General features: G+C 68.9%; 23 protein-coding genes. 5 read left to right on the top strand and 18 right to left on the bottom strand.

Translation table 11 applies throughout. From position 1 onward, the window contains the following. Positions 1 to 168: 168 nt before the first annotated feature. On the top strand, positions 169 to 1,380 hold the full coding sequence (locus tag BLQ75_RS15475) for an Rv3212 family protein (RefSeq protein ID WP_092602972.1): 1,212 nt from the start codon (positions 169 to 171) through the stop codon (positions 1,378 to 1,380). A gap of 89 nt (positions 1,381 to 1,469) precedes the next feature. Here the strand turns inward: BLQ75_RS15475 and BLQ75_RS24220 are convergent, their stop codons facing one another. From BLQ75_RS24220 to BLQ75_RS23555, 5 genes are all read right to left on the bottom strand, one after another. Beyond that, positions 1,470 to 1,874 (bottom strand): hypothetical protein, encoded by a 405-nt coding sequence (locus BLQ75_RS24220; RefSeq protein WP_244515603.1) that lies wholly within the window; start codon positions 1,872 to 1,874, stop codon positions 1,470 to 1,472. A gap of 36 nt (positions 1,875 to 1,910) precedes the next feature. Beyond that, positions 1,911 to 2,777: a RecB family exonuclease gene (locus tag BLQ75_RS15465; protein WP_244515601.1), complete on the bottom strand. Its 867-nt coding sequence runs from the start codon at positions 2,775 to 2,777 to the stop codon at positions 1,911 to 1,913. Between the two features lie 142 nt (positions 2,778 to 2,919). After that, a complete protein-coding gene (locus BLQ75_RS15460; protein WP_170837536.1) occupies positions 2,920 to 3,777 on the bottom strand; it encodes a PHP domain-containing protein in 858 nt (285 codons plus the stop codon). Positions 3,778 to 3,901: 124 nt separating this feature from the next. Continuing rightward, on the bottom strand, positions 3,902 to 4,474 hold the full coding sequence (locus tag BLQ75_RS15455) for a PH domain-containing protein (protein WP_092602970.1): 573 nt from the start codon (positions 4,472 to 4,474) through the stop codon (positions 3,902 to 3,904). A gap of 161 nt (positions 4,475 to 4,635) precedes the next feature. Beyond that, positions 4,636 to 4,797 (bottom strand): hypothetical protein, encoded by a 162-nt coding sequence (locus BLQ75_RS23555; protein WP_170837517.1) that lies wholly within the window; start codon positions 4,795 to 4,797, stop codon positions 4,636 to 4,638. Positions 4,798 to 4,941: 144 nt separating this feature from the next. On the opposite strand from BLQ75_RS23555, the gene BLQ75_RS15450 reads away from it, so the two are divergent. From BLQ75_RS15450 to BLQ75_RS15435, 3 genes are all read left to right on the top strand, one after another. Further along, a complete protein-coding gene (locus tag BLQ75_RS15450; protein ID WP_170837516.1) occupies positions 4,942 to 5,382 on the top strand; it encodes an NUDIX hydrolase in 441 nt (146 codons plus the stop codon). A gap of 557 nt (positions 5,383 to 5,939) precedes the next feature. Then, positions 5,940 to 7,025, top strand: a complete 1,086-nt coding sequence (corA, locus tag BLQ75_RS15445) for a magnesium/cobalt transporter CorA (RefSeq protein ID WP_092602968.1) — start codon at positions 5,940 to 5,942, stop codon at positions 7,023 to 7,025. 1,025 nt (positions 7,026 to 8,050) lie between these two features. After that, positions 8,051 to 8,644: a CAP domain-containing protein gene (locus BLQ75_RS15435; RefSeq protein ID WP_244515597.1), complete on the top strand. Its 594-nt coding sequence runs from the start codon at positions 8,051 to 8,053 to the stop codon at positions 8,642 to 8,644. Between the two features lie 111 nt (positions 8,645 to 8,755). Here the strand turns inward: BLQ75_RS15435 and BLQ75_RS15430 are convergent, their stop codons facing one another. From BLQ75_RS15430 to BLQ75_RS15405, 6 genes are all read right to left on the bottom strand, one after another. Next, positions 8,756 to 9,280 (bottom strand): YflT domain-containing protein, encoded by a 525-nt coding sequence (locus BLQ75_RS15430; protein WP_092602964.1) that lies wholly within the window; start codon positions 9,278 to 9,280, stop codon positions 8,756 to 8,758. A 268-nt stretch (positions 9,281 to 9,548) separates the two neighbouring features. Next, positions 9,549 to 10,589 carry a CPBP family intramembrane glutamic endopeptidase gene (locus tag BLQ75_RS15425; RefSeq protein ID WP_244515595.1) on the bottom strand — a complete coding sequence of 347 codons (1,041 nt, stop codon included), beginning with the start codon at positions 10,587 to 10,589 and terminating at the stop codon, positions 9,549 to 9,551. 66 nt (positions 10,590 to 10,655) lie between these two features. Then, positions 10,656 to 14,090 (bottom strand): patatin-like protein, encoded by a 3,435-nt coding sequence (locus tag BLQ75_RS15420; protein ID WP_092602960.1) that lies wholly within the window; start codon positions 14,088 to 14,090, stop codon positions 10,656 to 10,658. Positions 14,091 to 14,303: 213 nt separating this feature from the next. Next, positions 14,304 to 14,498 carry a ferredoxin gene (locus tag BLQ75_RS15415; protein WP_092602958.1) on the bottom strand — a complete coding sequence of 65 codons (195 nt, stop codon included), beginning with the start codon at positions 14,496 to 14,498 and terminating at the stop codon, positions 14,304 to 14,306. A 61-nt stretch (positions 14,499 to 14,559) separates the two neighbouring features. Further along, on the bottom strand, positions 14,560 to 15,210 hold the full coding sequence (locus tag BLQ75_RS15410; protein ID WP_092603248.1) for a TetR/AcrR family transcriptional regulator: 651 nt from the start codon (positions 15,208 to 15,210) through the stop codon (positions 14,560 to 14,562). A 5-nt stretch (positions 15,211 to 15,215) separates the two neighbouring features. After that, on the bottom strand, positions 15,216 to 16,436 hold the full coding sequence (locus BLQ75_RS15405) for a cytochrome P450 (protein ID WP_092602956.1): 1,221 nt from the start codon (positions 16,434 to 16,436) through the stop codon (positions 15,216 to 15,218). A 130-nt stretch (positions 16,437 to 16,566) separates the two neighbouring features. On the opposite strand from BLQ75_RS15405, the gene BLQ75_RS15400 reads away from it, so the two are divergent. Beyond that, positions 16,567 to 18,030, top strand: a complete 1,464-nt coding sequence (locus tag BLQ75_RS15400; RefSeq protein ID WP_244515594.1) for an MFS transporter — start codon at positions 16,567 to 16,569, stop codon at positions 18,028 to 18,030. Between the two features lie 131 nt (positions 18,031 to 18,161). On the opposite strand, the gene pstB is transcribed toward BLQ75_RS15400, so the two are convergent. The 7 genes from pstB to BLQ75_RS15365 form a co-directional block, all read right to left on the bottom strand. Next, positions 18,162 to 18,941: a phosphate ABC transporter ATP-binding protein PstB gene (pstB, locus tag BLQ75_RS15395; protein ID WP_092602954.1), complete on the bottom strand. Its 780-nt coding sequence runs from the start codon at positions 18,939 to 18,941 to the stop codon at positions 18,162 to 18,164. Positions 18,942 to 19,030: 89 nt separating this feature from the next. Then, complete coding sequence (gene pstA / locus BLQ75_RS15390) at positions 19,031 to 20,122, bottom strand: phosphate ABC transporter permease PstA (protein WP_425286462.1); 1,092 nt, start codon at positions 20,120 to 20,122, stop codon at positions 19,031 to 19,033. Continuing rightward, positions 20,119 to 21,066: a phosphate ABC transporter permease subunit PstC gene (gene pstC / locus BLQ75_RS15385; RefSeq protein ID WP_092602950.1), complete on the bottom strand. Its 948-nt coding sequence runs from the start codon at positions 21,064 to 21,066 to the stop codon at positions 20,119 to 20,121. Before pstC ends, pstA begins: the two co-directional genes overlap by 4 nt. Before the next feature lie 259 nt (positions 21,067 to 21,325). After that, entirely contained in the window at positions 21,326 to 22,420 is a 1,095-nt protein-coding gene (locus BLQ75_RS15380) for a phosphate ABC transporter substrate-binding protein PstS (RefSeq protein WP_092602948.1), read from the bottom strand. Positions 22,421 to 22,946: 526 nt separating this feature from the next. Further along, the gene (locus BLQ75_RS15375) at positions 22,947 to 23,429 is read right to left on the bottom strand and encodes an HAD family hydrolase (protein WP_092602946.1); all 483 of its coding nucleotides are present in this window, start codon (positions 23,427 to 23,429) and stop codon (positions 22,947 to 22,949) included. A gap of 488 nt (positions 23,430 to 23,917) precedes the next feature. Beyond that, the gene (locus BLQ75_RS15370; protein WP_342028307.1) at positions 23,918 to 24,142 is read right to left on the bottom strand and encodes a DUF397 domain-containing protein; all 225 of its coding nucleotides are present in this window, start codon (positions 24,140 to 24,142) and stop codon (positions 23,918 to 23,920) included. After that, positions 24,126 to 24,971: a helix-turn-helix domain-containing protein gene (locus BLQ75_RS15365; RefSeq protein ID WP_092602944.1), complete on the bottom strand. Its 846-nt coding sequence runs from the start codon at positions 24,969 to 24,971 to the stop codon at positions 24,126 to 24,128. Before BLQ75_RS15365 ends, BLQ75_RS15370 begins: the two co-directional genes overlap by 17 nt. Between the last annotated feature and the right edge of the window lie 749 nt (positions 24,972 to 25,720).

Genomic DNA, 25,720 nt, shown 5'->3' with positions numbered 1-25,720 from the left:
GCGCCCGAAGCGGCGCGAGACCGACGTTCGACGTTCTCTTCCACCGGGAGCGGCCAATCGGCGGCACGAGTACCGGCGGTCGTCCACCCCGTCAGCCCCACCGGGGCACTCGGATCAGTAGTCTCGCTCGGGAGGGGACAGTCGTAGGAGTGAGCGACCGGGGGCGACGTGGTACGGCCTGAACGGCGAACGAGAACCGACATCGTCGTGGCGCTGCTGCTCACCGCGGCGGTGCTGCTCGGTGCCGGGACTCTCTGGTGGTTCAGTTCCGCCCGCGCGACCGACCTGGTCACCGCCACCGACCCCGTCGAACGGATTCCGCGTGCCGAGAGCGTGCCTCGGGAGCTGGAACCGATCTGGCGGGCTCCCAGCGCGGCCACCACCCACCCGGTCGTGGCGGGCCCGGCCGTGGTGACGGGTGACGGTGGCGAGGTGGTGGGGCGTGACCCGAAGAGCGGCGAGATCCGCTGGCGCTACAGCCGTGACCTGGACCTGTGCACGGTCGGCGCCGAGTGGGGGAACGCGATCGCGGTGTATCGCACGGCGCACAACTGCAGTGCGGTGACCTCGCTGCGCGGTTCCGACGGCACACGCGGTCCGCAGCGCAACACCGACGTGGGATTCGGTACCCGGCTGCTGTCGGACGGCAGCTACGTCACAGCCACCGGCGAACGACTCTTCGAGACCTGGCGTTCGGACATGGTCCGCACGCAGCAGTACGGCATCCCCACCGACATCAAGATCCCGGACAACAACCTGAACCGCCCGAACTGCGACTACTCCGGCACGGCGGTGGGCGACCGCAGGGTCGCCGTCATCGCCGAGTGCCGAGGAGCACCCGCCGACCGGCTCACCGTGCTGGAGGCCAACCCTGAGGACGGCGAACAACCCGAGGAAGTGATGACCACACTGCTCGGCGGTGATCGGGCCGGGGTCGTCGCGGTGAGCCGGAAACGGGTGGCCGTGGTGCTGCGGGACAGCGCCGAGCTCGTGATCTACGACATGTCCGCGAAGCAGCGCGAGAGCTACGACGTGCGCCTGAACGGCTCGGAGCGACCGGACCAGACCGTGCGGGTCGAGCCGACCTCCGAAGGGGGTGGGGGAATCTACTGGTACACGGGGCGGGACACGGTAGCGCTCGACGCCGGGACGCTCCGTCCGCGCTGGACGGTCCGCGACACCCTGGGCACCCCCGATACCATGGCCGGCCGACAACTGGTCCCGGTGGAAGGCGGACTGGCCTTGCACGACTCCGCCACGGGCGAGCGGCTCGGCGAGATCCCGATCGACCGCGGGGAGACGACAGGACCGGTCAGGACCGAGACCGTGGGGGACGTGGTGCTGGAGCAGCGTGGGGACACCGTTTTCGCGTACCGCTGATCCCGCTCGGTGTCGCGACCGTCGGGAACGCGGTGCCGGTTCCCCGGCCGATCGACCCGGCGGCACCGGAAGGTGAGGCGACGGCGACGCTACGACCACCACCAGTAGGACAGGGTGGTGAGCACGACCGCCATCGCCCCGAGTGCGTACCATCCCCCGGCCGGTCGGCGAACGCGGTCGGCCGCCGACTGCAGCAGCAGCGCGGCGACGGCGGCGAGGACGTGTCCCGACAGCATCACCCAACCGGGGCCGATACCGCCCCTGGTGAGGCCCCAGAGCTGCACCCCGGCGAGCGCGACCGTCAGGACCAGCAGTCCGGCCACGAGTGCGCCCGCCACACCGCGCAGCGCTCGGCCGCCCGCTCCGACGGGACGCCCACCGCCCTCGACGGGAAGGGTGGGAACCGTGTCACCGGTCGTGATCCGGTGATCCTCGGTGGTGATCCGCGGCTGTGTCGCCGCTTCGCCGACACCTCGATCAGCTGATGCCCGCATTGGTCCGTCCTCTTCGGATCCGGTAGATCGCACGACTCACTCCCCCAGCAACGCCCAGGGCTCGATCTCGGGTACAGCACGCTTGCCCTCCCGGCAGTGTCGCCGGAACTCGCACGCCGCGCACCGCGCACCGGGTCGTGCCGGAAACATCCGGTCCGGGTCCTCACCCGCCTCGACGGCCGTGGCCGCCGCGCTGGAGTCGTGGGCCAACCGCTCGGCCCGTTCCCGGTGCTCCGCCAGCGAGTCGGCGGTGTGCCGCCAACTCACGACCTCCGAGGTGCGGAGGTGGTGCAACTCGACCCGGCGGCACCGGCCGTGCAGCGCGCTCCGCGTGGCCAGCGCGTACAACGCGAGGGCCAGCGAGTCCCGGGCGTCACCGACTCCCGGGGTGTGCCTACCCGCCTTGTAGTCGACGACCACCAGCTCCCCGTCACGGTGGTCGATACGGTCCACTCGGCCCTGCACGATGATCGTACCCGTGGTGGCGCTGACCCATCTTTCGACACCGACCGGTTCCGCCGAGGCACCGTGCCGCTCGACGTAGTCGGCCACCCAGTCCCCGGCACGTACCCGGTAGTCGGCGGACTGCTCGGCCCCGGCGAAGCCCTCGGACTTCCAGTGCCGGTTCACCAGCTCGCGCCCCCGGGAGGGTGTGCGCTGCGCCGGGGGCAGCTCGTAGAGGGCGCGCAGCGCGTTGTGCAGGGCGGCCCCGAGAGTGGTGTGCGCCATGGCGGGACCGCGCGCCGGTCGCGGACGATCCACGTAGTTGAACCGGTACCGCCGGGGACAGCTCGACCACGTCGTGAGCTTGGCCGGTGTCACCCGTGTGAGTCGTTCCGGAATCCCGTCGAAAGCGAGTTGCCCCTGCACGAGGTCCACACTACGCAGTCCAGCGACCGCCACCACGTGGACAGGAACGGGGCGAGCACCAGCGGGTCTCGCAGGCTCTCCGCCAGCGGTGTGCTCGACGCACTCCCCGGTGAGGGGGGCGCGGGAACCGCGCTGCTCCCCCGCGTCGCCGGGAGGACAGGGCGTCGAAGCTCCGCTAACCGATGATCTTGCTTCCGGTGCAGTCGTCGAGCAGCCGAGCCAGCGACTCCTCCGGAGTCCGCTCGCTGCCTATCGGGATGTTCTTGTTCGTGCCGTGGTAGTCGCTGCCCCCGGTGGGAACCAGCCCGAGCTCCGCCGCGAGTTCGCGCAGCCGTCGCCGGGTTCCCTCGTCGTGGTCCGGGTGGTCGATCTCGACGCCTCGCAGCCCGTGACCGGCCAGCTCGGTGATCACCTCGGCCGTCACCGTCTGCCCCCTGCTGACGGCGAACGGATGGGCCAGCACAGTGGTGCCACCCGCTTCGGCGATCATGCGGACGGCGCGGTGCACTGGTGTGTCGGCGCGGGGCATGTAGTAGGGCGCGTGGGTTCCCAGGTACCTGTCGAAGGCTTCGGTGACGCTGTTGACCGTGCCCGCTTCGACCAGCGCCCGCGCCAGATGGGGACGCCCGCCGGGCGAGTCCGGGGGAAGTCCCGCCATCAGCGCCTCGGGATCCACCGGGAAACCGTCTCCCGCCATCCGCCGGGCCATCTGTTCGAGACGCTCGCGTCGTTCCGCCCGCAGGCGCAGTTGTTCCTCCCGCAAGGCGGGCGAGTCGGGATCGAACAGGTAGGCCAGCAGGTGAACGGTGACGGTGCCGCCGCGTCCATCGGAGCTCTCGCAGGACAACTCCGCCCCCGGAACCAACCGGAACCCGGGGCGGCCGTGGTCACGTACCGCCTGTTCCGCCTCGGCCCATCCCGCCGAGGTGTCGTGGTCGGTCAGCGCAATGACGTCGAGGCCCGCGTCCAGAGCCGCGCGCACGGCTCCCGCCGGCGTGTCCGTACCGTCCGACTCGCTGGAGTGGACGTGCATGTCGATTCGCACGCCCACCAGTGTGACCGATGCGAGCTCCGTTCGACACGTCCCGGCGACATCGCCGGGAGGCCGTCCCCGCACCGGAGTCCGGCCCGCGCGGGGACCGGGCCGGAGTCCGACGCTACTCGGTCTTGACCTTGGTCCTGCCCCGGCCGACGGCGGCGCGGCGGGCCTTGAGCATCGAGAAGCGGTCCTGCTGCGCCTTCTTCTCGCCGAAGACGAGAGAAGAGATCGCGTCGAACACCTCTTCCGGGTTGGGCAGGTACTCGATGCGGTTGAGGGCCTGGATCTGCCCGGCGGACTCCACGATCAACGTGCCGTATCCGAACAGCCTTCCGGGCACGCTGCGGGAGTAGGTCAGATCGGTGACCTTGGTCACGGGCATCATCTGCACCGAGGTCATCAGGATGCCCTCGGTGATCATGAACCGCTTGTCGGTTACCACGATGCGTTCCACGTACCAGTCCAGTACCTGGTAGACGAACCGCAGCAGCACGAAGAGTCCCGCGTACCACAGGATGTTCTGCAGCAGCCAGTTCTCCCCGGGGAACAGGTAGGAGATCATCATGAAGCCCGCGAGGAAACCGGCGGCCTCGAAGATGTCCCACACTAGACAGGCCCAGTGCCTACGAACTCGGATCACCCGTCGCTCGGTCTCCAGCAGATACTCGTCAGGATCCCGTGGTGCGAACATAGCCACCACCCTCGCGTGGTTCGACTTTCCCGTTCGGGGCCGATCACGGTGTTCTCACAGTGCCAGTACCGGCCCCGAAACGGACTGTGCGCCTTGTCCGGCTCTTCACCGGTCGCGTGTGACCGTTCGGTCGACGACCCGACGGGAGAGGAACCCCTCGCTCAACGGAACAGATTGCGCATGAACGTGATCACCGCTTCCGCGGCCTGACGCAGACTGTCGAGGATGCCGTTGACGACCTCGCTCGCCTGATCCGGCGCGGAGATGAGGAAAAACAGCAGGAACGCGATCCCGGCCCAGGTTAGGATCTTCTTGATGTTCACTGTCACGCACCCCGTCTGAACTGACCTGTTTAGTGCTGGCACCTGCTGATCCGTTGTACCGCACTCATCGCCTGTACGGCAGGTTTTTAGCGCACTTGGGTCAGTATTCGGGAAGCGGCGTCGAATTCACTACCGTGTGTGTCCATGAGGGACTTCGGAGCTCCGGTGATCCGGTGCGTGGGGGCGGTGATCCACGACCAGCACGGCAGGCTGTTGTTGATCAAGCGAGCCAACGATCCTGGTCAGGGCGAGTGGTCACTTCCCGGCGGCAAGGTGGCGCCGGGAGAGGACGACGAAACGGCGCTGCGGCGCGAGATCGCCGAGGAGACGGGGCTGTCAGCGACCGTCGGTCCGCCGGCCGGGCGATTGACGAGATCGGGATCACACTACACATACGACATCGTCGATTACTCCTGTCGCGTGAGCAGTTGGGAACTTTCCCCAGGTGACGACGCCGCTGACGCGATGTGGGCCGACCATGCGACATTCACCACAATGCGCCGTTCCGGCGTGCTCACCGAAGGGCTCGCCGAACTGCTGGAGCAGTGGGACCGCCTGCCCCGCGAACCCCGCCCCGACAGTTGAGAAACCCCTTATCGGGTGAAGTTACGTCCCTGGCGCACACGTGTTGTCGACAACACATCGCGGCAGGGATCACCACATTGATCGATCCTCGTCCCCAGAACCGTCAACTTTCACTCGAAAAGATGGGTTGTCGCACTATATACACTCCACGGCGGCGCCGCGAGGACCACCGCCCCCGGCGAACCACCGAACGACGAACCATCGAACGGCACCGGACGGGAACACGCGGAACGCACCGGTTCCGACACGGCGCGAACGGACGAGTAGGATGAGTGGGTGGTCGGCCACCGGCCGAGGCCCCGGAGTCGAGCCGAAACGGAGGTGAGGATACGTGCCAGACGCCGCTGCCAGTTCGAGCGGTGCCGACAGCGCACTGCCGTGCAGTACCGGCCGCATCCCCGCCGAACGTGTCGGCCGACACGAATCCGGCGCCGCCTCGATTCCCGGGTGATCCGCCGAACCGAGAACCGGTGATTCACCGGAGCGGGTGGGGATGCGCTCACGCGACACCGAAGCGCGAGGGCGCTGCGAGTCCGAAACCCTGCCCGGAGGTCACCGTGCCCAGTCTGCCGAACCTAGGTCTGCGTAACCGCGTCAACCGCGGCGATCGGGGCTCGCGGAGTACTCCCAGTGCCGGGGCGCACTACGCGTCCGTCGTGGACTGCGCGGTCTACGTCGAGGGGAAACGACTCCCCGGCGAGTGGAGCCACGAAGAGGCGATGGCCGAGGTCCGCGGCAGGCGGAGCGGATTCGTCTGGATCGGACTGCACGAACCGGACCAGGAACGGATCAACGGGATCGCCGAGACCTTCGGGCTGCACGAGCTCGCGGTCGAGGACGCGGTGCACGCGCACCAGCGCCCCAAGCTGGAGCGCTATGACGACACGCTGTTCATGGTGCTCAAGACGGTGCGCTACGTGCCGGACCGCGCCAGGGCCACGAACAGCGAGATCGTCAGCAGCGGCGAGCTCATGATCTTCCTCGGACGGGACTTCGTGATCACGGTGCGGCACGGCAACCAGGCGGCGCTGACCAGAGTGCGTGCGGAACTGGAACAGTCCCCGGAACAGCTGGCGCTCGGCCCCTCCGCTGTGCTCCACGGCATCTCGGACCACGTGGTGGACAGCTATCTCGAGGTCACCGAGTCGATCCAGGACGACATCGACTCGATCGAGACGGAGGTCTTCGCGCCGCGCACCGGCATCGACGCGGAACAGATCTACCTGATGAAGCGTGAGGTCATGCAGCTGCGCCGTGCCGTCATGCCGCTCTCGCAACCGTTGCAGCGCCTGGCGGGCGACCACACCCCGCACGTGGCGGATCAGGTGCGCTCCTACTTCCGCGACGTCGAGGACCACCTCGCCACCGTGTCGGAGCGGGTGGCCTCTTTCGACGAACTGCTGACGACGCTGGTGGACGCGACGCTGGCGAAGATCACGCTGCAGCAGAACACCGACATGCGCAAGATCTCGGCGTGGGTGGCGATCATCTCCACACCCACCATGATCGCCGGGGTCTACGGGATGAACTTCGACAGGATGCCGGAGACCCAGTGGGCGTTCGGCTATCCCGTGACCCTGCTGGTGATGATGGTCTGCTGCGTGATGCTGTTCAAGATATTCCGCAGGAACAACTGGCTGTGACCGGCAGCCGTAACGATTCGGGAAGTGACGACGACACACCGGGTAGGGCCGCGACGCCCCGCCACGGGACGAGAAGAACACGGTGACCGGGGACCGCCGGCCGAGCGGTCCGGGAACGGCAGGGAACCGGTGGTGCCCCGGCGCGACCGGGGAACCACAGGGGTGACGGGATTCGCGACCGAGCCCCGCGCGAGCCGTTCCACCGAGTCCACCGACTCGACGAACGCGGTTGGGAGGGAATCGTGCTCCACATCCGGCACGGACGGATCTCGGAACCGACGCGGCACCACGCGGTGCGCGCCGCGACGCTGCCCGAGCGGCGGGACCGACGGCGGCGATTCCCCTCGGGCGGACACCGACACGTCAGGCACGAACGAAAACCCGGCGCGATGTGGCACGTGACTCCCACACTCGCACGCCGCGATGCCGTGACGTACTGATTCCCGGGAGGCACCACGGGCCACATCGTGCGGCGAATCCCGTTCGCCCGGCGGTTCGTACCGGGCGCGGAAACCGTTTCGATCTGCACAATGGGGGTACCGTCATGTCCCGTCTGGTCACCAACAAGCTCGCCGTCCTGTTCACCCTGATCAACGGTTGGATTCTCGCGGTGTTCCTGATCATCGCGAACCAGATCTGAGAGCGTCCCGAAACGTCCGCTCGGGGATTCCGGCTCGAACGTGGGTCTTTCGCGGAACCGCTCGCGGAGACGCCTTCCGCTGTGGCGGGGGCTCCCCTCGCGGTGGTTTCCGACGCCGGACGCGACCGTTCGGAACGGTTTCCCCGGGCCCGCCGGAAACCGTGTCCGGGTTCCGACAGCACCGCACCGCGACGTCCCGGCTGCCGGAACCGTTGTTCCCTCTCCGGGTGAAATCAAAGCCTCCCATATCCCCCGGTGGAGATGATTCGAGGCGTGCGTCGGCACGGATGAGGTACCAATTCCGTTGTCAGCGCAGTAGGTTTCCCCGCCGTACGGCGAAACGTTCCGGCGGTGGGGAGAGGACGAACGACACCGGAAGACGTACATGGCCATAACGCCGACACGGCTGCTACTCGCCGCCGCACCACTGACACTCCTGCTCGGCATCTCACCACCGGATCCCGCCGAGGGAGGCGGTCCGATGGCCGGTGAGCGGGCCGACCAGCACGTCGCGGCCGACGATGAAGACGGCTCCGGGGGTGACGACCGAGCGGAACGCCCCGGCGAACCCGCCGAGCCCGACCGGGCTCGACGGATGCTCCGGCTGACCAACAGGGCCCGTGCTCGCGCCGGGTGCCCGAAACTGCGGTTGAACGAGGTGCTGAACGAGGCCGCACGACGGCACAGCGCCCAGATGGCCCGGCGGAACTATCTGGGGCACAGGGGAACGAACGGCACCGATCACGTCGCCCGGGCCAAGCGGGCCGGTTATCCGTCGGTCTACGTGGGGGAGAACGTGGCGGCGGGCAACGCCGACGCGGCCAGGACGTTCCGGCAGTGGCTCAACAGCCCCGGCCACCGCGAGAACATCCTGAACTGCTCGTTCACCGAGCTCGGGGTGGGATACGCCAAGGACGCCGACAGCGAGTGGACCCACTACTGGACCCAGATGTTCGGCGACATCGACGCGAAAGGCTGAAACCGCTCCTCCCGACGAGCGGCGAGCCGTCGAGCCACTCGCGCCGCTCACGACCGAGGAGCGCGCTCGGCGCGGCGCCCTCGGGATTCGGCCGACACGGCGGTCGCCGGATCACTGCTGGGAGGCCTGGTTGCCCATCGCGAGCCGGGCCAGCATGTCCCGGGCCTGCTCGGCGTGCTTCGGCTGGCTCAGCACGTCGTAGCGCCCGGCCACCACCTGACTGGAGGACGAGAAGTCGCGCCGCCCGCGCATCGAGGCGTAGGTGATCGCGGCCGAGACCATGCCGAAGACGATCCCGGCGGCCAGCACGACCAGCACCGGACCGAACCAGGGATTCTGCACCGTGAGGATGCTGATGACCAGGCCGATGAACAACCCGAGCCAGCCACCGGAGAGCGCTCCGCTGCCCAGGACCCGTGCCCAGTTCAGCCGCCCGGTGACCCGTTCCACCAGCATCAGGTCGACACCGACGATCGTGACTTCCTGCACCGGAAAGTCGTTGTCAGCGAGGTGGTCGACGGCACGCTGGGCCTCCTCGTACGTGCCGTAGGAGCCGATCGGCCAGCCACTCGGCGGGGTGGGCAAGCTGGGAAGCCCCGGAGCCGACCGGGCGGAGCCGGGAAACAGGCTGCTCACCGTAGACACCTCCGTAGAGAGCGACGTCCTGTTCGGGAGCGTCGTCAGTGCTGTTCGCCGGGACACGACCGACGGTTTCGCTCCGTGCCCGTTCGGCCGGACCGACGCGGGACCGACCCGTTGCTCCCGGGGGATGCTCAGCGCGGAGCGGTCCGAAACCTGCCGAGATGTCCTCTCGCCCCAGTCTACCCCGCTCTTCCGGACGGGCAGTGTCGGTGACGATCTCAGCGGTGGGGCCTTGCCGTCGATGTGGACGGTTGCCCGGAAGTCACCCGCGAGGGGCGAGCGTGAGCGGACTGATCCGTATCCGTCCGCCGACGACGGTGTCCAGACCACGACGCGCGGCCCTGCGGTCGATCACCCAGGTGTAGAGCAGGATGGCTACGGCCATGGGCAGCACCTGGATCACCTGGTAGTCACCGGCCTGCTGCGTGCTCGGAACCCCGCCGAGACCGGCGACGAGCAGGCTCAGGCTGTTGTTGGCGGTGTGCATGGCCACTGCCGCCTCCAACCCACCCGTGCGGACGCTCAGCCAGCACATGCTCGCCGCCATCAGGAAGAGCTCGCCCCACACGAGCGGATCGGTGTAGCCGTGTGCGAACAGGAACAGCACCGAGGACAGCACGATCCCCGGCCAGGGAGTCCGCAGCCACGCCGTCAGCGTCTGCAGCAGCAGACCGCGGAAGACGAGCTCCTCGGCCGCGCTCTGGGCGGGCACCACCAGCAGCGCCGTCAGCGCCACCGCCAGGTAAACCCGCCAGCCGGGAAACGCGAGCACCGGCACCCCCGCGGCCGACTGCAGCGCGGCGCTCATCGCGAACAGCGCACCGAACACCAGTGAGGCCCAGAGCGCCGCCTCACCGAGCCAGTGGAACCGGGGCGCTCCGAGGACGCCGACAACGGTGCCGAACCCGCGCCGCTGCACCCAGCGCGCGGTCAGCGCCACCGGGGGAACGAGGGCGACCAGCGAGGCGAAGCTGAGGAACAGCACCGTCAACGGGGCCGACAGCAGTTCCTCGGCGGAATCCGGTGACAGCATCGGGGTGAACGAGCCGAGCGGGCCGCCGAACAGGATCATGCCCACCAGCAGGACGGCCCCTACCAGCGAGGCGAGCACCGCCAACCCGAGGAACACGAGCAGCGCGACGGCGGGGCGCCACCAGCGGTGCGCCGAGTTGCGCGCGAGCAGGTGGAAGGGAGTCCCCTCCGGCACCGGGGCCGGGAACCTCTTCCCGGGGGTACGCCCGGCTGAGGGGGCCGCACGGGTCTCAACGCCGTCCGGCGGCGTGTTCGCGGCGGGGTCGGACACAGCAGCATCCTAGGCGACAGCGGCTCGCGATTCCCACCACGGCACGCGGCGCGAGACGGTTCCTCGTCACGTCTCGGCGGTCGCCTCGAGCGAACCGCGCGGCCTGGGTTCGAGCACGTCGGCGACGCTCAACAGCGTCGTCTGCCCCCACGCGGTGAGAAGCAGTGCGAGCAGGACCCAGAACGACACCGACCAGCTCTGCAGCACCGCCGGAACCAGCAGCGCGCCGGGGATCACCGCGCTGAGGAGGGTCGCGGCGATCCTGCCGCCGGTGCGCAGCGCGAAGGTGGCGTACCAGGTGATTCCCGCACCGGCCAGCAGCAGCCCCAGCGGTCCCAGCCGCACTCCGAGCCCGAACAGCCAGTAGCCGACCGCCACCAGGAGCCCGCCGGCGGCCAGTCCGATCAACGACCGGGTCGCCGCCGCGACGTTGTTCGAGTTCACCAACCAACCCCAGCGCACGGCGGCTCCCACCGCCAGCAGGGCGGCGATCCACCCCAGCGGGCCGGGCGGTGAGTCGGACAGTTCGACCACGCGCAGCCACCGCCACGTGTGGAGCTCGACGACACTCCCCGCCCGCTGCAGCGTGTCGAGCGCGTACTCCCGCGCCGAGGGGGACGTGGACTCGGTCAGCGCCACGGCGGAACCACTGAGCACCGTTCCGAGAGCGGCGCGTCGGGGGGCGGCGAGCGCGAGGGCCAGCAACATCGTCAGCGGCTTGAGCAGGATCATGCCCGTGCTTGCGAGGGCGCGGCGGAACCCCTTCCAGCCGGGTGACAGCGCCCGGTGTGCGAGCAGCGCGCACCTGGTGGCGGTGGAGGCCATCCGCCGCTCCGCGAGATCGGCGGGGCGCTGTTTGCCCACGTCGTAGCCGCGTACCCGCTCCTCCAGCCGTCTCGGGTCCCGAACGGGCCGGGCATCGCCCGCGTTCGGATCGGCTCCGGAGGACACGGCGGTCACGAACGGTACTTCCTCGGCGGCGACGGTCCACTGCAACCTTTCCACCACGGCGCGGCGCGTCGCCGTCAGCGGGTGCTCGTCGGCCGGATTCGCGAAGAGCGCTTCGAGTTCGGCCCGCACCGCCCCGGCGTGCTCCGCCCAGCGCTCGGCGAGGAACTCGTGCCACCGCTCGGCGCTGGCCTCGTCGAGCTCGCCGAGTTCCGCACTGGTCGGCCTGCTCAGGATTCGCCGCAGCGCGTCGCCGAGCCCGTCGGGCCCGAGGGCTGCGCTGTGGCGAACCAGGCGGTCGGGTTCGAGCAACATCGGCACCAGCCCGGCGACGGCGTCCAACCTGCCCCACATCCAGTCGTTGGCACGCCACTTGGCGGACAGGAAGGCGGCGAAATTGCCCATGCCCGAACCGCGCACCTTGTCGGCGAGCGGGATCTCACCGTCGGAGCCGCGCAGCGCCGTGAACGGCAGCGGGCTGGAGCTGTCGGCGGCCAGGCGGTGCAGCAGGATGCGCGAGTCGGCCCCGGTGTCCAGCTCCACGGGTGTGGTGAGCACGACCAGCTCGTGCAGCAGCCGCGTCGGGTCGACGTCCGCGGCGAGTTCGAGCAGGCAACGCGTGTTCCTGTCCACCTCGACCAGATCGGCCGGTGTGGTGGCGGCGACCAGGTCGCCGACCAGGCGTTGCAGGGTGGACCAGCTCTCGGCGACCGCGTCGACCCCGATGTCGGACTCCGCGGCCTCCTCTCCCGAGGAGTCCACGATGGCCGACAGCTCCGCGTTGAACTCGGCGAGCCGCTGCCGGAACGGTGAGCCCGCCTCGGGCTCCTCGTCGAGCACGCTGTCCAGCAGCGGTGCCAGCAGCGCTCCCACCGGGGAGGGCAGCGCGTGCTGCAACCGGTGGTGGCGGTCGAGCACGCACTCGATCCAGCCGTCCAGTTCGGCACGCACGAAAACGGGTTCGTTGCCCGCCGCGTGGATCCAGCAGCGGTCGGTCTGACCGCGCAGGGCCTCGGCGACGGTACGCAGCCGGTACAGCGAGGACTTGACCGCTGCCGTCCGCTCCGAACGGCGGTGCGCCTGCAGTTCGCGGACCCAGCGCAGGCATTCGTCCACCGCGGACAGCAACGTGCGCACGTCGTCGAAGACCTCCCCGGGACGTCGCCGGGCGTGCGAACGGTACTCGTCCACCAGTCGCTCCCGCAGCGCGGTGCACGCGGTCGCGGGCCACCCGTCCAGCGGCTGTCTCGGCACGGGGGGCAGCAGCGGGGTGCCGGTGGTGTCCTCGGGGGCGGTGAGCAGTCCGTACACGTGATCGGCGCGGATCTCGGCGAGCTGTTCGGCGTACTCGCCGGACACGGCCATCACGCGATCGCTGAGCAGCCGGGCGCGCCGGGCGCGCGGCGTCACCGCGAGCTCGGTGAGCATCGCCTCGCGCCGCCCCTCGGCCCGCCGCACGGATTCGTTGTGCCTGCCGATGCTGTCGATGTCCGTCAGCAGGCTCTCCTGCCCGAGTTTGGCCCGCAGTGCCGTGGCCGTGACCGCCCGGGCGAATCGCTCCCTGCGGGTGTCGGAGCGCGATGAGTCCGGTTCCGGGTTGAGGTAGAGCAGCCAGCGTTCGGTCGGCGCGTCGGCCTCGACCTGTCGGATGGCCTCGACGGCGGCCGTGACGGGTATGTTGTCCAGCACTCCACCGTCGATCACCCGGAACCGCCGCTCGGCCGAGGTGGCCGTCTCGGAGAACCGGCCGTACAGGTTGGGCTCCGACGCGGCGCTGCGCGTGTCGTGGCGCTCCCCCTGCCGCGATCGGTCGGGGTCGTCGGAGCGGAACACGGCGGGCTCGAAGGCGAACGGGAAGGACGAGGTGGCCCGGGCGGCCTGCGCCAGTTGCCGTGCGGTGCTCCTGGCCTGTTCGGCGGGGCCGAAGTCGCTGAGGGGTTCGCCGGGCCTACCCCGGTGGCGGAACCGGAACATCGCTCGCCTGCGGGCCTTGCCGAACTCGGTCCCCACCGCGTCGAAGTGGCGCTCGGTCACCGGGTCCAGCAGTGTTCCGGTCAGCAGCAGCTCGACGCGCTCGACCGACTCGGTCTGGCGGTCCCGTCCGATCTGCTCGGTGAGCAGTTCGGTCAGTTCCGCGCGGAAGTACTCGTCGCCCTCCAGCAGCGACTCCGGTCTGGACTGCCACGCTCGGGGGACGGGGCGCGCCATCGCCTCCAGGTCGGCCAGTCTGATCCAGGCGCGGCGCATGGCGGTGAACGGCATGCCGTAGACCAGCGAGGCCGACAGCAGCGTCGCGTTGAGACCTCCCGCCGAAGTGCCCGCGAGCACGTCCACCTCGACGGATTCGTACCCCGCGAGCTCGGCCAGCTCGGCCCAGGGGTGGCGTGGGCTCTCCTCCCGGGCCGAGGGGCCGCCCACCGGGGCCCAGCGGCGCAACCGGTCGATCTCGGCGACCGCTCCGCCGATCCAGACGGCCATGCTTGCGCCGCCGCGCAACGCCAGGGCAAGGCGCAGCTGCCGGGAAGAGCGCGAGTTCGGCTCAGCACTGGACACTTCGGACTCGCCTCCCGATCGGGTCGGCCGGATGATCGCACTACTCCGAGAAACGTACCTCCCGTGCCGCGTGATCGGGAGCTGCCGATCCGGGCAGTCGCGTTCCGACGTTCCAGCGAAACGCGGCGGTCTCCAGGCAGGTGTGGTGCTCGGCTTCCCCTGTCACCGGAGACGCGGCGACCTCTGGGGAACCGCCGGGTGCCGGACGGAGTCTCACTCCGCGACGTGGATGGCCCGGGCCGGGCACACCGACGCGGCGTGGCGAACGCCGTCGGCCCGCTCCTCGGACGGCTCGGCGTCGAGGAGTTCGACGACGCCGTCCTCGTCGCGCTGGTCGAACACCTCGGGCGCCAGCAGCACGCACTGCCCGGCGCCGCAGCACCTGTCCTCGTCGACGACGACCTTCATATGCCTCTCCTCCCTTCGTATCGGTGTCGGCACGGCCAGCTCGGCGGGAGCGGTCGCCCGGTCACGGGGAGTCGGTGACCGGTGCCAGCCACAGCCCGGTGATCGCGTCGATCAGGCCGGTGGCCGCCTCCTGCCAGCTGCCCCTGGGGGTGGGAGTCCCCTCGGCCAGGGCACGTTCGCGTTCGGCGTAGGTGTGCACGATCAGCTGCCGGGCCATGTCGGAGCGCTCGGCCCGGATCTCGTCGGGCAGGTCGGGAAGGCAGCGGTGCAGCCCTTCGAGTATCCGGTGCATCGCCGGTGAGCTCATCGACTCCTCGATGGCGATGTCGCGCAGCGAGGGCTCGGTCATGACCTGTGCGCTGAACCTGGCGAACCAGGTGGGGCTGCCCAACGCCGCCAGGTTCTCCGCGCTCGGACGCACCAGACAGGCGACCCAGTCGCGGACCCGAGTGCTGTCGCCGACCTCCTTCAGCCGCTGGATGCGCAGTCCCTCGACCGGCTCGTTTCGCTTGCGCACGATGGCCCGGACCAGGTCAGCCTTGGTCCCGAAGTGGTAGCTGACCGCGGTGTTGTTGCCCTGTTCGGCCGCCTCACTGATCTGCCGGTTGGACACGGCCAGCACGCCGTGCTCGGCGAACAGCCGTTCGGCCGCGAGCAGGATCGCCTGCCGCGTGGCGTTGATGCGCTCTTCCCTAACGGTTCTGCCAGTCATGGCCATCACCATCGCACCGGCACTTCGCGCAGTCCGCCGACCACCAGCCCCTCGACCTGTCGCAGCTCCTCGGCGGGCACGGCCAGTTCCAGCGAGGGGAGCCTGCGCAGCAGCACTTCGAGTACCCCCTGCAGTTCGGTGCGGGCCAGTGCCTGCCCCAGGCAGGAGTGCGCCCCGGAGCCGAAGGCCAGGTGGGGGTTGGGGACGCGGTCCAGGACCATGTCGTCGGCGCTCTCGAAGACGGACTCGTCGCGGTTGGCCGAGGCCATGCTGCATACGACCGTGGTGCCGCGCGGAAGCCGGGTGCCTGCGACCTCCACGTCCTCGGTGATGTAGCGCGGCATCCCGAATCCGGGGTTGGCGTCGAACCGCAGCGCCTCCTCCACGGTGCCGCGCACCAGCGAGCGGTCCCCGAGCAGCCGCTCCCACCGTCGCCGGTCCGCCAGCAGTGCGGACACCATCTTGCCGATCATGTTGGCGGTGGTCTCGTGCCCGGCGACCAGCAGTCCCTGCCCGGTGGCCACCAGTTCCGCGTCCGACATCCCCCGCCCGTCGGGGTCGGTCTCGGCGACGAGCGAACTGATCAGGTCGTCACCGGGTTCGGACCGCTTGGCCTCGACGTGGGCGGCCATGTATTCGGTGAACTCGCGCTGGGCGGCCCTGATCTCCTCCTCGCCGTAGCGGGTCAGATTCAGCAGCGTGTCCGACCAGTGGGAGAACCTGTCCCGATCGGAGGCCGGAACCCCCAGCAGGTCGCAGATGACGTAGACCGGCAGCGGAAACCCCAGGGCGGCCTTGAGATCGGCGGGCGCGCCCCGCTCGACCATGTCGTCGACCAGCCGTTCGGCCGTCTCCTCGATGCCCGGCCGCAGCGCCGTCACGCGTCTGGCCGTGAACCACTTGCTCACCATCCGCCGCCAGCGCAGGTGCGGCTCACCGGTCTGCGGCAGCGCGGCGGCCATCGAGGTGTTGAACACTCCGCCGGACTCGTCGTCCGAGATCCGGGCCGCGTCCGTCGCGTCGAGCAGGCGGGTGAAGCGGGGGTCGGACAGCACCTGTTTGACGTCCTCGTGGCGCGTCACCAGCTTGGCCCCGTCCCCGCTGGGCAGTCGCACTTCCGCGACGGGGCACCGCTGCCGCAGCCGCTCCCACTCCTCCGGCGGCTCCAGGGGTGCCGGGTTCGGGATGGGGTAGTCCAGCGGCTGCCCGACCTCGTCATGAGCCATCGCACGGTCTCCTCACACTCCGATCACGCACTGCTCGGGGCAAGTCAACCACCGGATGCTAACTTAAGTCAATCGATTGATTTACACTTTCTCGTGTCTCCCATCCCCGAGAACACCGAAAGGACGAACCGTGTCCGACACCGATGCCGCCCCCGAACGGGGGGCCGCGGCACCACCGACGAACGTCGTCGTGGTGGTGCTGGCATTCGCCGGGATCGTGGTCTCACTGATGCAGACCCTGGTGATCCCGCTGGTCCCCGAACTCCCCCGACTGCTGCACGCCCCGGCCACCGGAACGGCCTGGGTGGTCACCGTGACCCTGCTCGGCTCCGCCGTCGCCACTCCCTCCGCCGGACGCCTGGGCGACATGTACGGCAAACGCCGAGTGCTGCTGACCAGCCTGGTACTGCTGGCGGCGGGGTCCGTGATCGCCGCGCTGAGCGACTCGTTGGCGCCCATGATCGTCGGGCGCGCGCTGCAAGGTCTGTCCGCCGGCGTCATCCCGCTGGGCATCAGCATCATGCGCGACGAGCTGCCCTCCGAACGGCTCGGCTCGGCGATCGCCCTGATGAGCGCCTCGCTGGGGATCGGTGGTGCGCTCGGCCTGCCCGCTGCCGCCTTCCTCGCCGAGTACACCGACTGGCACGTGCTGTTCTGGACATCGGGGGCGCTCGGCGCCGTCGCGGCCGTGGCGGTGCTCGCGGTGGTTCCCGAGTCCTCGGTCCGCACCGGCGGGCGGTTCGACGTGCTGGGCGCGGCCGGACTCTCCGCCGGGTTGATCTGCCTGCTGCTGCCGATCTCCAAGGGAGGCGACTGGGGCTGGGGCAGCGCACCCGTCGTCGGTCTGTTCGTCGCCTCGGTGGTCGTGCTGCTGCTGTGGGGGCTGTGGGAGACGCGCTCGGCGCGACCGCTGGTGGACCTGCGGGTGAGCGCGCGCCGTCAGGTGCTGCTGACCAACCTGGCCTCCACCGTGTTCGGCTTCGCGATGTTCGCGATGTCACTGGTGATACCGCAGCTGTTGCAGCTGCCCGAGGCCGCCGGTTACGGCATGGGACAGAGCATGGTGGTCGTGGGGCTGGTCATGGCCCCCTCCGGTCTCGTGATGATGGCCATGGCACCGGTTTCCGCGCGGATCTCCAAACTGTACGGCCCCAAGGTCACCCTGATGGTCGGCGCGGTCGTGGTCGCCCTCGGGTACGGCCTCAACACCGTGCTCATGTCGGCCATCTGGCACCTGGTGCTGATCTCGAGCGTGATCGGTGTCGGGGTCGGACTCGCCTACGGCGCCATGCCCGCGTTGATCATGGCCGCCGTGCCGGTCTCCGAGACAGGGGCCGCCAACAGCCTCAACACACTGATGCGCTCCATCGGCACCTCGAGCGCGAGCGCGATCTCGGGGGTGATCCTCGCCCAGATGACGGTCTCGTCGGGCCCCGTCAGCTTCCCCTCGCAGCACGGTTTCCGGCTGGTGATGGGCATCGGCGCGGGCGCGGCCGTCGTCGCCCTGCTCGTCGCGGCCTTCCTGCCCCGGCGGCGTTCCTCCGAGCTTTCGGAACCGCGCCCCGCCGAGGCGAACGCGTCGGTCAGGGCCTGACCCCGCGCCACCGACCGCGAACGCGCGGCCGGTGGGGCGGGTTCGTCGCTCGACGTCGGGCCTCACGAGGGTGGGCAACCGGCGGGGCCGGACTCCCGCCCGACCGAATCCGAACCGACTCCGGAGGGCGCTCAGCCGAACCGGCCGGAGATGTACTCCTCGGTGGCCGAGTGGGTCGGCGTGGAGAAGATGGTCGGGGTCTCGTCGAGCTCCACCAGCTCCCCGGGCTGTCCGGTACCGGCGATGTTGAAGAAACCGGTGTAGTTGCTGACCCGGGCGGCCTGCTGCATGTTGTGCGTGACGATGACGATCGTGTAGTTCTCCTTGAGCTGGGCCATCAGGTCCTCCACCGCGTGCGTGGAGATCGGGTCCAGCGCCGAGCAGGGCTCGTCCATCAGCAGCACGTCCGGCCGGACCGCGATGGCGCGGGCGATGCACAGCCGCTGCTGCTGCCCGCCGGACAGGCCGGAGCCTGGTTTGCGCAGCCGGTCCTTGACCTCTTCCCAGAGGTTGGCGCCGCGCAGCGATTCCTCCACCACGTCGTCCATCTCGGACTTGCGCATCCGCTTGTGGTTGAGCCGCAGCCCCGCCGCGACGTTGTCGTAGATCGACATCGTCGGGAACGGGTTCGGGCGCTGGAACACCATGCCGATGTGCTTTCGCACGTCGACCGGGTCCATCCCCGGCGCGTAGAGGTCCTGGTCGTCCATGACGACCTCGCCCTCCACCCTGGCCGAGGGGATCAGCTCGTGCATCCGGTTGAGCGCCCGCAGGTAGGTCGACTTGCCGCAGCCCGAGGGACCGATCAGGGCGGTGACCGCACGCGGATGAATCGTCATGGATACGTCGCGCACCGCGCGGAAGGAGCCGTAGTAGATGTCCAGATCCTTGACGTCGATGCGTTTTGCCATAGCCCCTTGGCTCCTATCAGTGCTTTCGAGTCCTGGTGTGCTCGGCCACGTGGCGGGCCGCGCCCTCCGCGCGGCGCGGCGAGACCTCGTCAGCGACCGGCCTTCGGTGCGAACAACAGCGAGATCGACCGCGCGGCCAGGTTGAGCACCATCACGATGAGCATGAGGGTCAGCGCGGCCGTCCAGGCGCGGTCCAGGGAGGGCTCGAACGGAACCCCCGGGCTGGCGTACTCGTAGTAGGAGAACACCGACAGGGTCGCCATCTGCCCCGAGAACGGGTTGAGGTTGGTGCTGCCGGTGGCGCCGGTGGCGATGAGCAGCGGGGCGGTCTCCCCCACGACCCGGGCCAGGGCCAGCGTGACACCGGTGCTGATCCCCGCCACCGCGGTCGGCAGCACGACCCGCAGGATCACCTTCCACTTCGGAGTGCCCAGCGCGAACGCCGCCTCGCGCAGGTCGTCCGGGACGATCTTGAGCATCTCCTCGCTGGAGCGCACCACGATCGGGATCATCAGCACGCTCAGCGCCACCGCACCGGCGAAGCCGTTGACCGTTCCCGGCCCGAACACGAGCGCGAACAGCGCGTAGGCGAACAGCCCCGCGACGATGGAGGGGATGCCGGTCATGACGTCGACGAAGAAGGTGATGGCGCGGGCGAGCTTGCCCTGGCCGTACTCCACGAGGTAGATCGCGGTGGCCAGCCCGATCGGCACCGACATCAGCGCGGCGAGGCCACTGGTGATCAGCGTCCCCATGATCGCGTGGTAGGCGCCGCCGCCCTCGCCGACCACTCCGCGCATCGAGTAGGTGAAGAAGCGGGCGTCGAAGCGGTCCATTCCCTTGGAGATCACCGTGACGACCACGGAGATCAGCGGGGTGAGCGCGAGCAGGAACGCCGAGGTGACCACGGCGGTGAACGAGCGGTCGGCCGCCTTCCGGCCGCCTTCCACCCAGCGCGACCACGCGGCGATCCCCGCGGTGTGGAGCACGGCGGTCAGCAGCACGAACGGTGCGACGCCGAACCCGAACAGCGAAACGGCCAGCGCCGAGATCACGATCGCCGCGGCGAGGACACCCCAGGGTGCCCACCTCGGTAAGGTGCCGCGGACCAGCGACTTCGTTTCTCGCGGCGGCTCGACGCTTTCCGTCGGCGGGGGTGGAGAGGTGGTGGTGCTCATCAACTGGCTCCGGAGAAGTCGGTGCGACGGTTGATGACCGCGCGGGCGATCATGTTCACGACCAGCGTGATGGCGAACAGCACCAGGCCGGACGCGATGAGGGTGTCGATGGCGACACCCGAGGACTCGGGGAACTCCAGTGCGATGTTGGCCGCGATGGTCGCCGGGTTCCCGGAACTGATCAGGTTGAACGTGACTCCGCCCGAGGCCGAGAGCACGATCGCGACGGCCATCGTCTCCCCCAGTGCGCGCCCCAGGCCCAGCATGGAACCGCTGATGATGCTGGAGGAGCCGAACGGCAGGACCGCCAGGCGGATCATCTCCAGTCGGGTGGCTCCCAGCGCCAGCGATGCCTCCTCGTGCAGCTTGGGCGTCTGCAGGAACGCCTCGCGGATCACGGCGGTGATGATGGGCAGGATCATCACCGCCAGCACCAGTCCAGCGGTGAGCATGGTCCGCCCCGTGGTCGAGGGCGGTCCGGCGAACAGCGGGATGAACCCGAGGTTCTCGGAGAGCCATTCGGCCGGTCCCCGAGTGGCCGGTGCCAGCACGGTGAATCCCCACAGCCCGTAGATGATGCTCGGCACGGCGGCGAGCAGGTCGACGACGTAGCCCAGGAGCTGGGCGAGCTTGCGCGGTGCGTAGTGGGTGATGAACAGCGCGATGAGCACCGCGAGCGGGGCGGCGATCACCAGCGCCAGCACGGCGGACAGCAGGGTGCCGAACACCAGGGGCCAGATGTAGAGGACGAGTCCCCCTTCGCCGGGGATCTCCTCGGCGGGGGCCACGAAGGAGGGCCACGCCTCGACCAGCAGGAACGCGGCGACGCCCGCCAGCACCACCAGGATCAGCACACCCGCTCCGGTGGTTGTCCCGCGAAACGCCTGGTCGGCGGGGCGCTTACGTGCTCGACGGGCGGTCGTGGCGCCTTGCCCGGTATTACTCACGAGCGATCCCTTCGGGGGTCGGCCTGTCGTACGGGAACCGGAGAACCGCTACGGCTCTTCGGGACTCTCGGTCCGATCACCAGGGCGGAGAGGGTTTCCGAGACGCCCGGCGCCGAACCGCCCCGCCCGGCGCGCGGGAGTCGGCGGGGCTATCGGCGACACCGCCGCGCGATCGGGCCGAGACTCCTGGATGGCCAACGACCTGGGTTCCGGGGTCACCCTCGCGGTGCTCCCCCGGAACCGTGGTTGGCGTCGTGGTTCAGCTGCTCGCCCCGATGGCCTCGACGGCCGGCTGCAGCTTCTGGCGCAGCCCGTCGGAGATCGGAGCCGAGCCCGCGGCGTCGGCCGCCGCCTGCTGGCCCTCCTCGCTGAGGAGGTACTGGAAGTAGGAGCGGACCAGTTCGCCGGTCTCGGCGTCGTCGTAACTACCGCAGGCCATGCCGTAGGAGACCAACACGATGGGGTAGGTGCCGGACTCGGTGGTGTCCCGCGCGAGGTCGTAGGCGAACACGTGCTCGCCCTGGCCCTCCTTGCGCTCGGAGACCTCCACCACCTTGGCGGCGGCCTCGGGCGAGTAGGAGACGAACTCGTCACCGACGCCGACCGCGACCGTGCCCAGGTCACCAGCCTGGCTGGCGTCGAGGTAGCCGATGGTGCCGTTGCCCGCGTTGATGGCGCTCTTCACGCCGGAGGTTCCCTTGGCGGCCTCTCCGCCGGAAACCGGCCAGTTGCCGCTGACCTCGTGCGGCCATGCGTCCGGTGCGGCGGTGGACAGGTAGTCCACGAAGTTCTCGGTCGTGCCCGACTCGTCGGAGCGGTTCACCGGCGTGATGGGCGTGCTCGGGAGGTCGACGTCGGGGTTGCTCCGCTTGATCGCCTCGGCGTCCCAGTTGGTGATCTCCTGGTTGAAGATCCCGGCGATCGTCTGGGGGGTCAGCTTCAGCTCGTCGACACCGTCGAGGTTGAACGCCACGGCGACCGGGGAGACGTAGACCGGTACCTCGACGAGCGAGCCGCAGCGCTCCTTGGCGGCCTTGAGCTCCTCGCCCTCCAGGGCGGCGTCGGTGCCACCGAAGTCGCTCGCCCCGTTGACGAAGCGTTCCCGGCCACCACCGGAACCGATCGGGGAGTAGTTGACCGTGACGTCCGGGTGCTTCTCGGAGAAGGCCGCGCGCCAGGCTTGCTGTGCGGCCTCCTGGGAGCTGGCGCCCGCACCGTCGAGCGTCCCGGAGAGTCCCGAACCCTCGTCCGCACTGCCCGAGGACTCGTTGGCGGCGCCGCACGCTCCGAGAACCAGGGTCAGCGCCGCTGCCGCCGCACCGGCGGCAGTACGTCTGACAATACTGCGCTGCACAGGTAGCCCCTTTTCACGCTGCTGCGGCCGATGGGTACCGGCCGTCTTCTGCACTGGCGACAGTGACACTAGGGCGGAAAGGTGACGTGTCGAACCAACACAGATGAACAGCAGTGGAATAGGAAACCACAGGAATCACTCGTCACGCGGGAATCACGAAATCACGACGAAGTGGACACTTCGCTGGCCCCGAGTCCGATCCGTCGCCTGTTCGCCCTCGGGGCGGTGGTGTTCCTCGGGAACACCGTGTTTTCACCGCGACACGAAGTGTAATCGAATGTCGGTGAACGCGCATCCCGGGGTACGAATCGGCCCGGGTACGGATCGGGCGGAGAATCGTTTCCGCAGAAACCGGTCCGGTTCGGCTTTCCGGCAGGAGCCGGGAAGGTGGGGCGCGGAACGCGCCCCGGTGAGGAGTCGCCCGTGGGAGTCCCGCGGTGCGGGGATCACCGGAGTCGTGGCCAGGCGGCCCACAGCGCGGGGGATCCGACCGGAAGCATTCGCTTGATGCCGAGGCGAGGCGCTCCTAGCTCGCGTCGCTGCCCGAAGCGCTGAACAACCGCTGTTCGGTGACCCGCAGCGCCAAGGATCGGTCCAGCTTGGACAGTACCGACTCCGCCCCGGCCGCGCGCAGCGATTTGCCCGAGCAGCCGCCGCCCGAGAACCCGAAGGCGAGCACTCCGGCGCGGTGCGCGTGGGTGATCTCGGCCCGCGTGCTTCCCACGAAGGCCAGCCGGGTGTACTCCGCCCGCAGCGCCGCGAGTTCGGCCACCGGATCGCGGTCCCCCGCGATCACGATGGACAACCGGTCCGCGACGCGCAGCCGACGCGCGTGCGCGGCGACCTCCTCCAGCTTGTGTGCGGTGAGCACGATCACCGGAATCGAGGCGAGGCGGGCGCCCGAGAGCGCGGCATCCGCGCCCGGGAAGAGCCGGGCGCCGCCACGGTGGCACTCGACGAGGGTGCCGCTCCAACCCAGCACCACGGCACGATCCGGATCGTCGTACACGAAAAGGGCTCCCGGTCCCGATCCCGGCGAACAGGTGCGCACAGCCTGCTTCACCACTGGGAACGAGAACCACTCACGCCGAATTAACGAATGCCCAACACTCGTTTACGCATTCCCGAAACGCGGGGAACCCGGCACGGCCCGAGCTGCGGGGCGTGGTGGTCGCACCGATGAACGGTCGTACCCCGCAGCGCGTCGGTGGGCAGAGGTGCGGCCGGTCCACCTCCACGCACGTGGAGAGCACCGCCAGGCGCAGGAGATCGCTGAGGACCCGATCGGTCCACCTCCACACACGTGGAGAGCACCTCTGCGACCTGCGACGTTACAACCGCCGCTGCACGTTTTCACACCACCGCCGCGACATCGGAACACCACACCTCGACCGTGGGATCAGCACCTCTCGACCGGTTCCGGTCAGGAGCCATCGTAGCCAGAGATACGAAAAGTCCCGCCCGACGGCACGCCGAGCGGGACTTCACGAGGCAGGGTCAGTCGTCGAGACGGTCGTTCTTGAGCGCGTCGAGGAAGGAACCCCACTGCGAACGTGTGAACGCGAGAGTGGGGCTTTCCTTACCCAGTTTCGTGTCACGGACTCCAGCGGCGGAAGGCGCGATCCCCACGTCAACGCACGCACCGCTGCCGTTGCTGCGGGTGGATTTGCGCCACCGCGCCTCGGTGAGGTTGGGGGTCATCCCGTCACCCTCCAGCGCCAAGGTCGTTCATGGTCTGTCGCAGCACGGATTGGGACTCGTGCAGGCCGAGCGCGTCCATCCGTAGCCGCTCGTAAACCAGGTTATACGTCTCGAGGTGGTGCGGTCGATCCAGGTAGTCCGCGCTTGTGATGTCTTCGACATAGACCGTGTGCTTGCGGTTGTTGTGCAGCCGCAGGATGGTGAACGAGGTTCCGAGCGAGGCGTGGCTACCGGTGCTGAACGGCAACACCTGCAACGTCACGTGCTGGAGCTCGGCGAGCTCGCGGAGCAGGTCCAGTTGTTCGTGCATGACCTCGGCACCGCCTATCCGACGTCTCAGCGCTGCTTCGCCGAGAACGACCGACAAGCGTGGCGGGGCCGCGCTGTAGAGCTTCTCGCGGCGTTCGACACGTCGTTTGACGAGCTGATCAATGTCGGTTCGTTTGGTAACAACCGAAGCTTCCGCGACCGCACGCGCGTAGTCCTCGGTCTGCAGCAGGCCGGGGATCAGTTCCTCGGCGAAGAGCAGGATCTCGGAGGCGCCGGCTTCCATCCCGACGTAGCTTCGAGCCCAGTCGGACACCTTGCCGTAGCTGCCTCGTCTGCGAGCTTCCTTGCCGAGCTGCCGCACGCGCTCAGCCGTGGTCTCGTCGGCCTCGAAGTAGCCGAGAAGCACCTCCACTTCAGCCGCACTGAGTGTGGCAGCTCCGGTTTCCACCTTGCCGACCTTGGTGGGGTACCAGCCGAGACGCTCGGCCACCTCTTCTCGCTCCCTACCTGCCTGTGTGCGGAGCTGTTCCAGCTCCATGCCGAGCTGGATGCGATGCATCGTCGGTTCCGAAGTACCCATGCGTCTACCTCCTGGTGAGCATCACAGCAGGACACCCCGGTCGAGGAGCAGCTACTGTCGCCCATTCGTAGTATATATAAGTCGTAATCCTAGTTGTATGTCTTGTTAGTTTGGCGTCTTGAGTGTATACACTGTACTGTATCGAACACAGCGAGAGATTGAATGGCTACCTATTGCGATGCAGTAAGCGGAGGACCGAACTTCGTCTACTTCGGATCGAGTGAGAAAGGGGTGGGTCGCAGCTCGTGGAACCTCGTGTCCCTTACTGGATCTGTCCACCTGGGCAGCGATGCGACATGACGTGCACGCGGCTCAGAAACGTGGCTGCGTTACTGGGATGAACTCGCAGAGCACCGGTGAGCTGAAAGTCGAGTCATCGGTGTTGTGACCGCTCGTCCGGTGGTGGGTGCCACCGGACGAGCAGCCTTTCCCGCGTACGCCGGCAAGCATCACGCGGGGATGGCTCCCTCAGCCAGTTACTACTGATGTGGAGCGTTGTTGATGCTATCGCTTGGGAGGAGACGTGTCGCTGCGCGTCTCGACTCGCCGCACTCTGCCCGCCCGGTGGGGGTGGTGTGAGTGCGGCCGTTGTGTCCGCGGAGCCCGGTGTTTCTGGTGCTGGCCGCCACCGAGGCCGACTATTACTACGGCCAGTCGCCCCGGATGCACGCCATCGAGTGCCATCCGAGCGAGTACACGGCCTCGTGGGTGCTGAGCCTGTGCCGGGTGCGGCTCGGGCTCGGCGAGAG

This window comes from Actinopolyspora xinjiangensis (assembly GCF_900104475.1).
Taxonomy (GTDB): Bacteria; Actinomycetota; Actinomycetes; order Mycobacteriales; family Pseudonocardiaceae; genus Actinopolyspora; species Actinopolyspora xinjiangensis.
Note: the sequence above shows the minus strand (reverse complement) of the source record. Positions and strands in the feature narration are given on the sequence as shown.

Bases quoted from the DNA above. Each gene is read 5' to 3' on its own strand.
- BLQ75_RS15410 (WP_092603248.1), bottom strand. From the start codon at position 15,210: ATGACTGGCAGAACCGTTAGGGAAGAGCGCATCAACGCCACGCGGCAG.
- pstB (WP_092602954.1), bottom strand. From the start codon at position 18,941: ATGGCAAAACGCATCGACGTCAAGGATCTGGACATCTACTACGGCTCC.
- BLQ75_RS15455 (WP_092602970.1), bottom strand. From the start codon at position 4,474: ATGTTCGCACCACGGGATCCTGACGAGTATCTGCTGGAGACCGAGCGA.
- BLQ75_RS24220 (WP_244515603.1), bottom strand. From the start codon at position 1,874: ATGCGGGCATCAGCTGATCGAGGTGTCGGCGAAGCGGCGACACAGCCG.
- BLQ75_RS15460 (WP_170837536.1), bottom strand. From the start codon at position 3,777: ATGCACGTCCACTCCAGCGAGTCGGACGGTACGGACACGCCGGCGGGA.
- BLQ75_RS15415 (WP_092602958.1), bottom strand. From the start codon at position 14,498: ATGAAGGTCGTCGTCGACGAGGACAGGTGCTGCGGCGCCGGGCAGTGC.
- BLQ75_RS15405 (WP_092602956.1), bottom strand. From the start codon at position 16,436: ATGGCTCATGACGAGGTCGGGCAGCCGCTGGACTACCCCATCCCGAAC.
- BLQ75_RS15450 (WP_170837516.1), top strand. From the start codon at position 4,942: ATGAGGGACTTCGGAGCTCCGGTGATCCGGTGCGTGGGGGCGGTGATC.
- BLQ75_RS15365 (WP_092602944.1), bottom strand. From the start codon at position 24,971: ATGGGTACTTCGGAACCGACGATGCATCGCATCCAGCTCGGCATGGAG.
- BLQ75_RS15435 (WP_244515597.1), top strand. From the start codon at position 8,051: ATGGCCATAACGCCGACACGGCTGCTACTCGCCGCCGCACCACTGACA.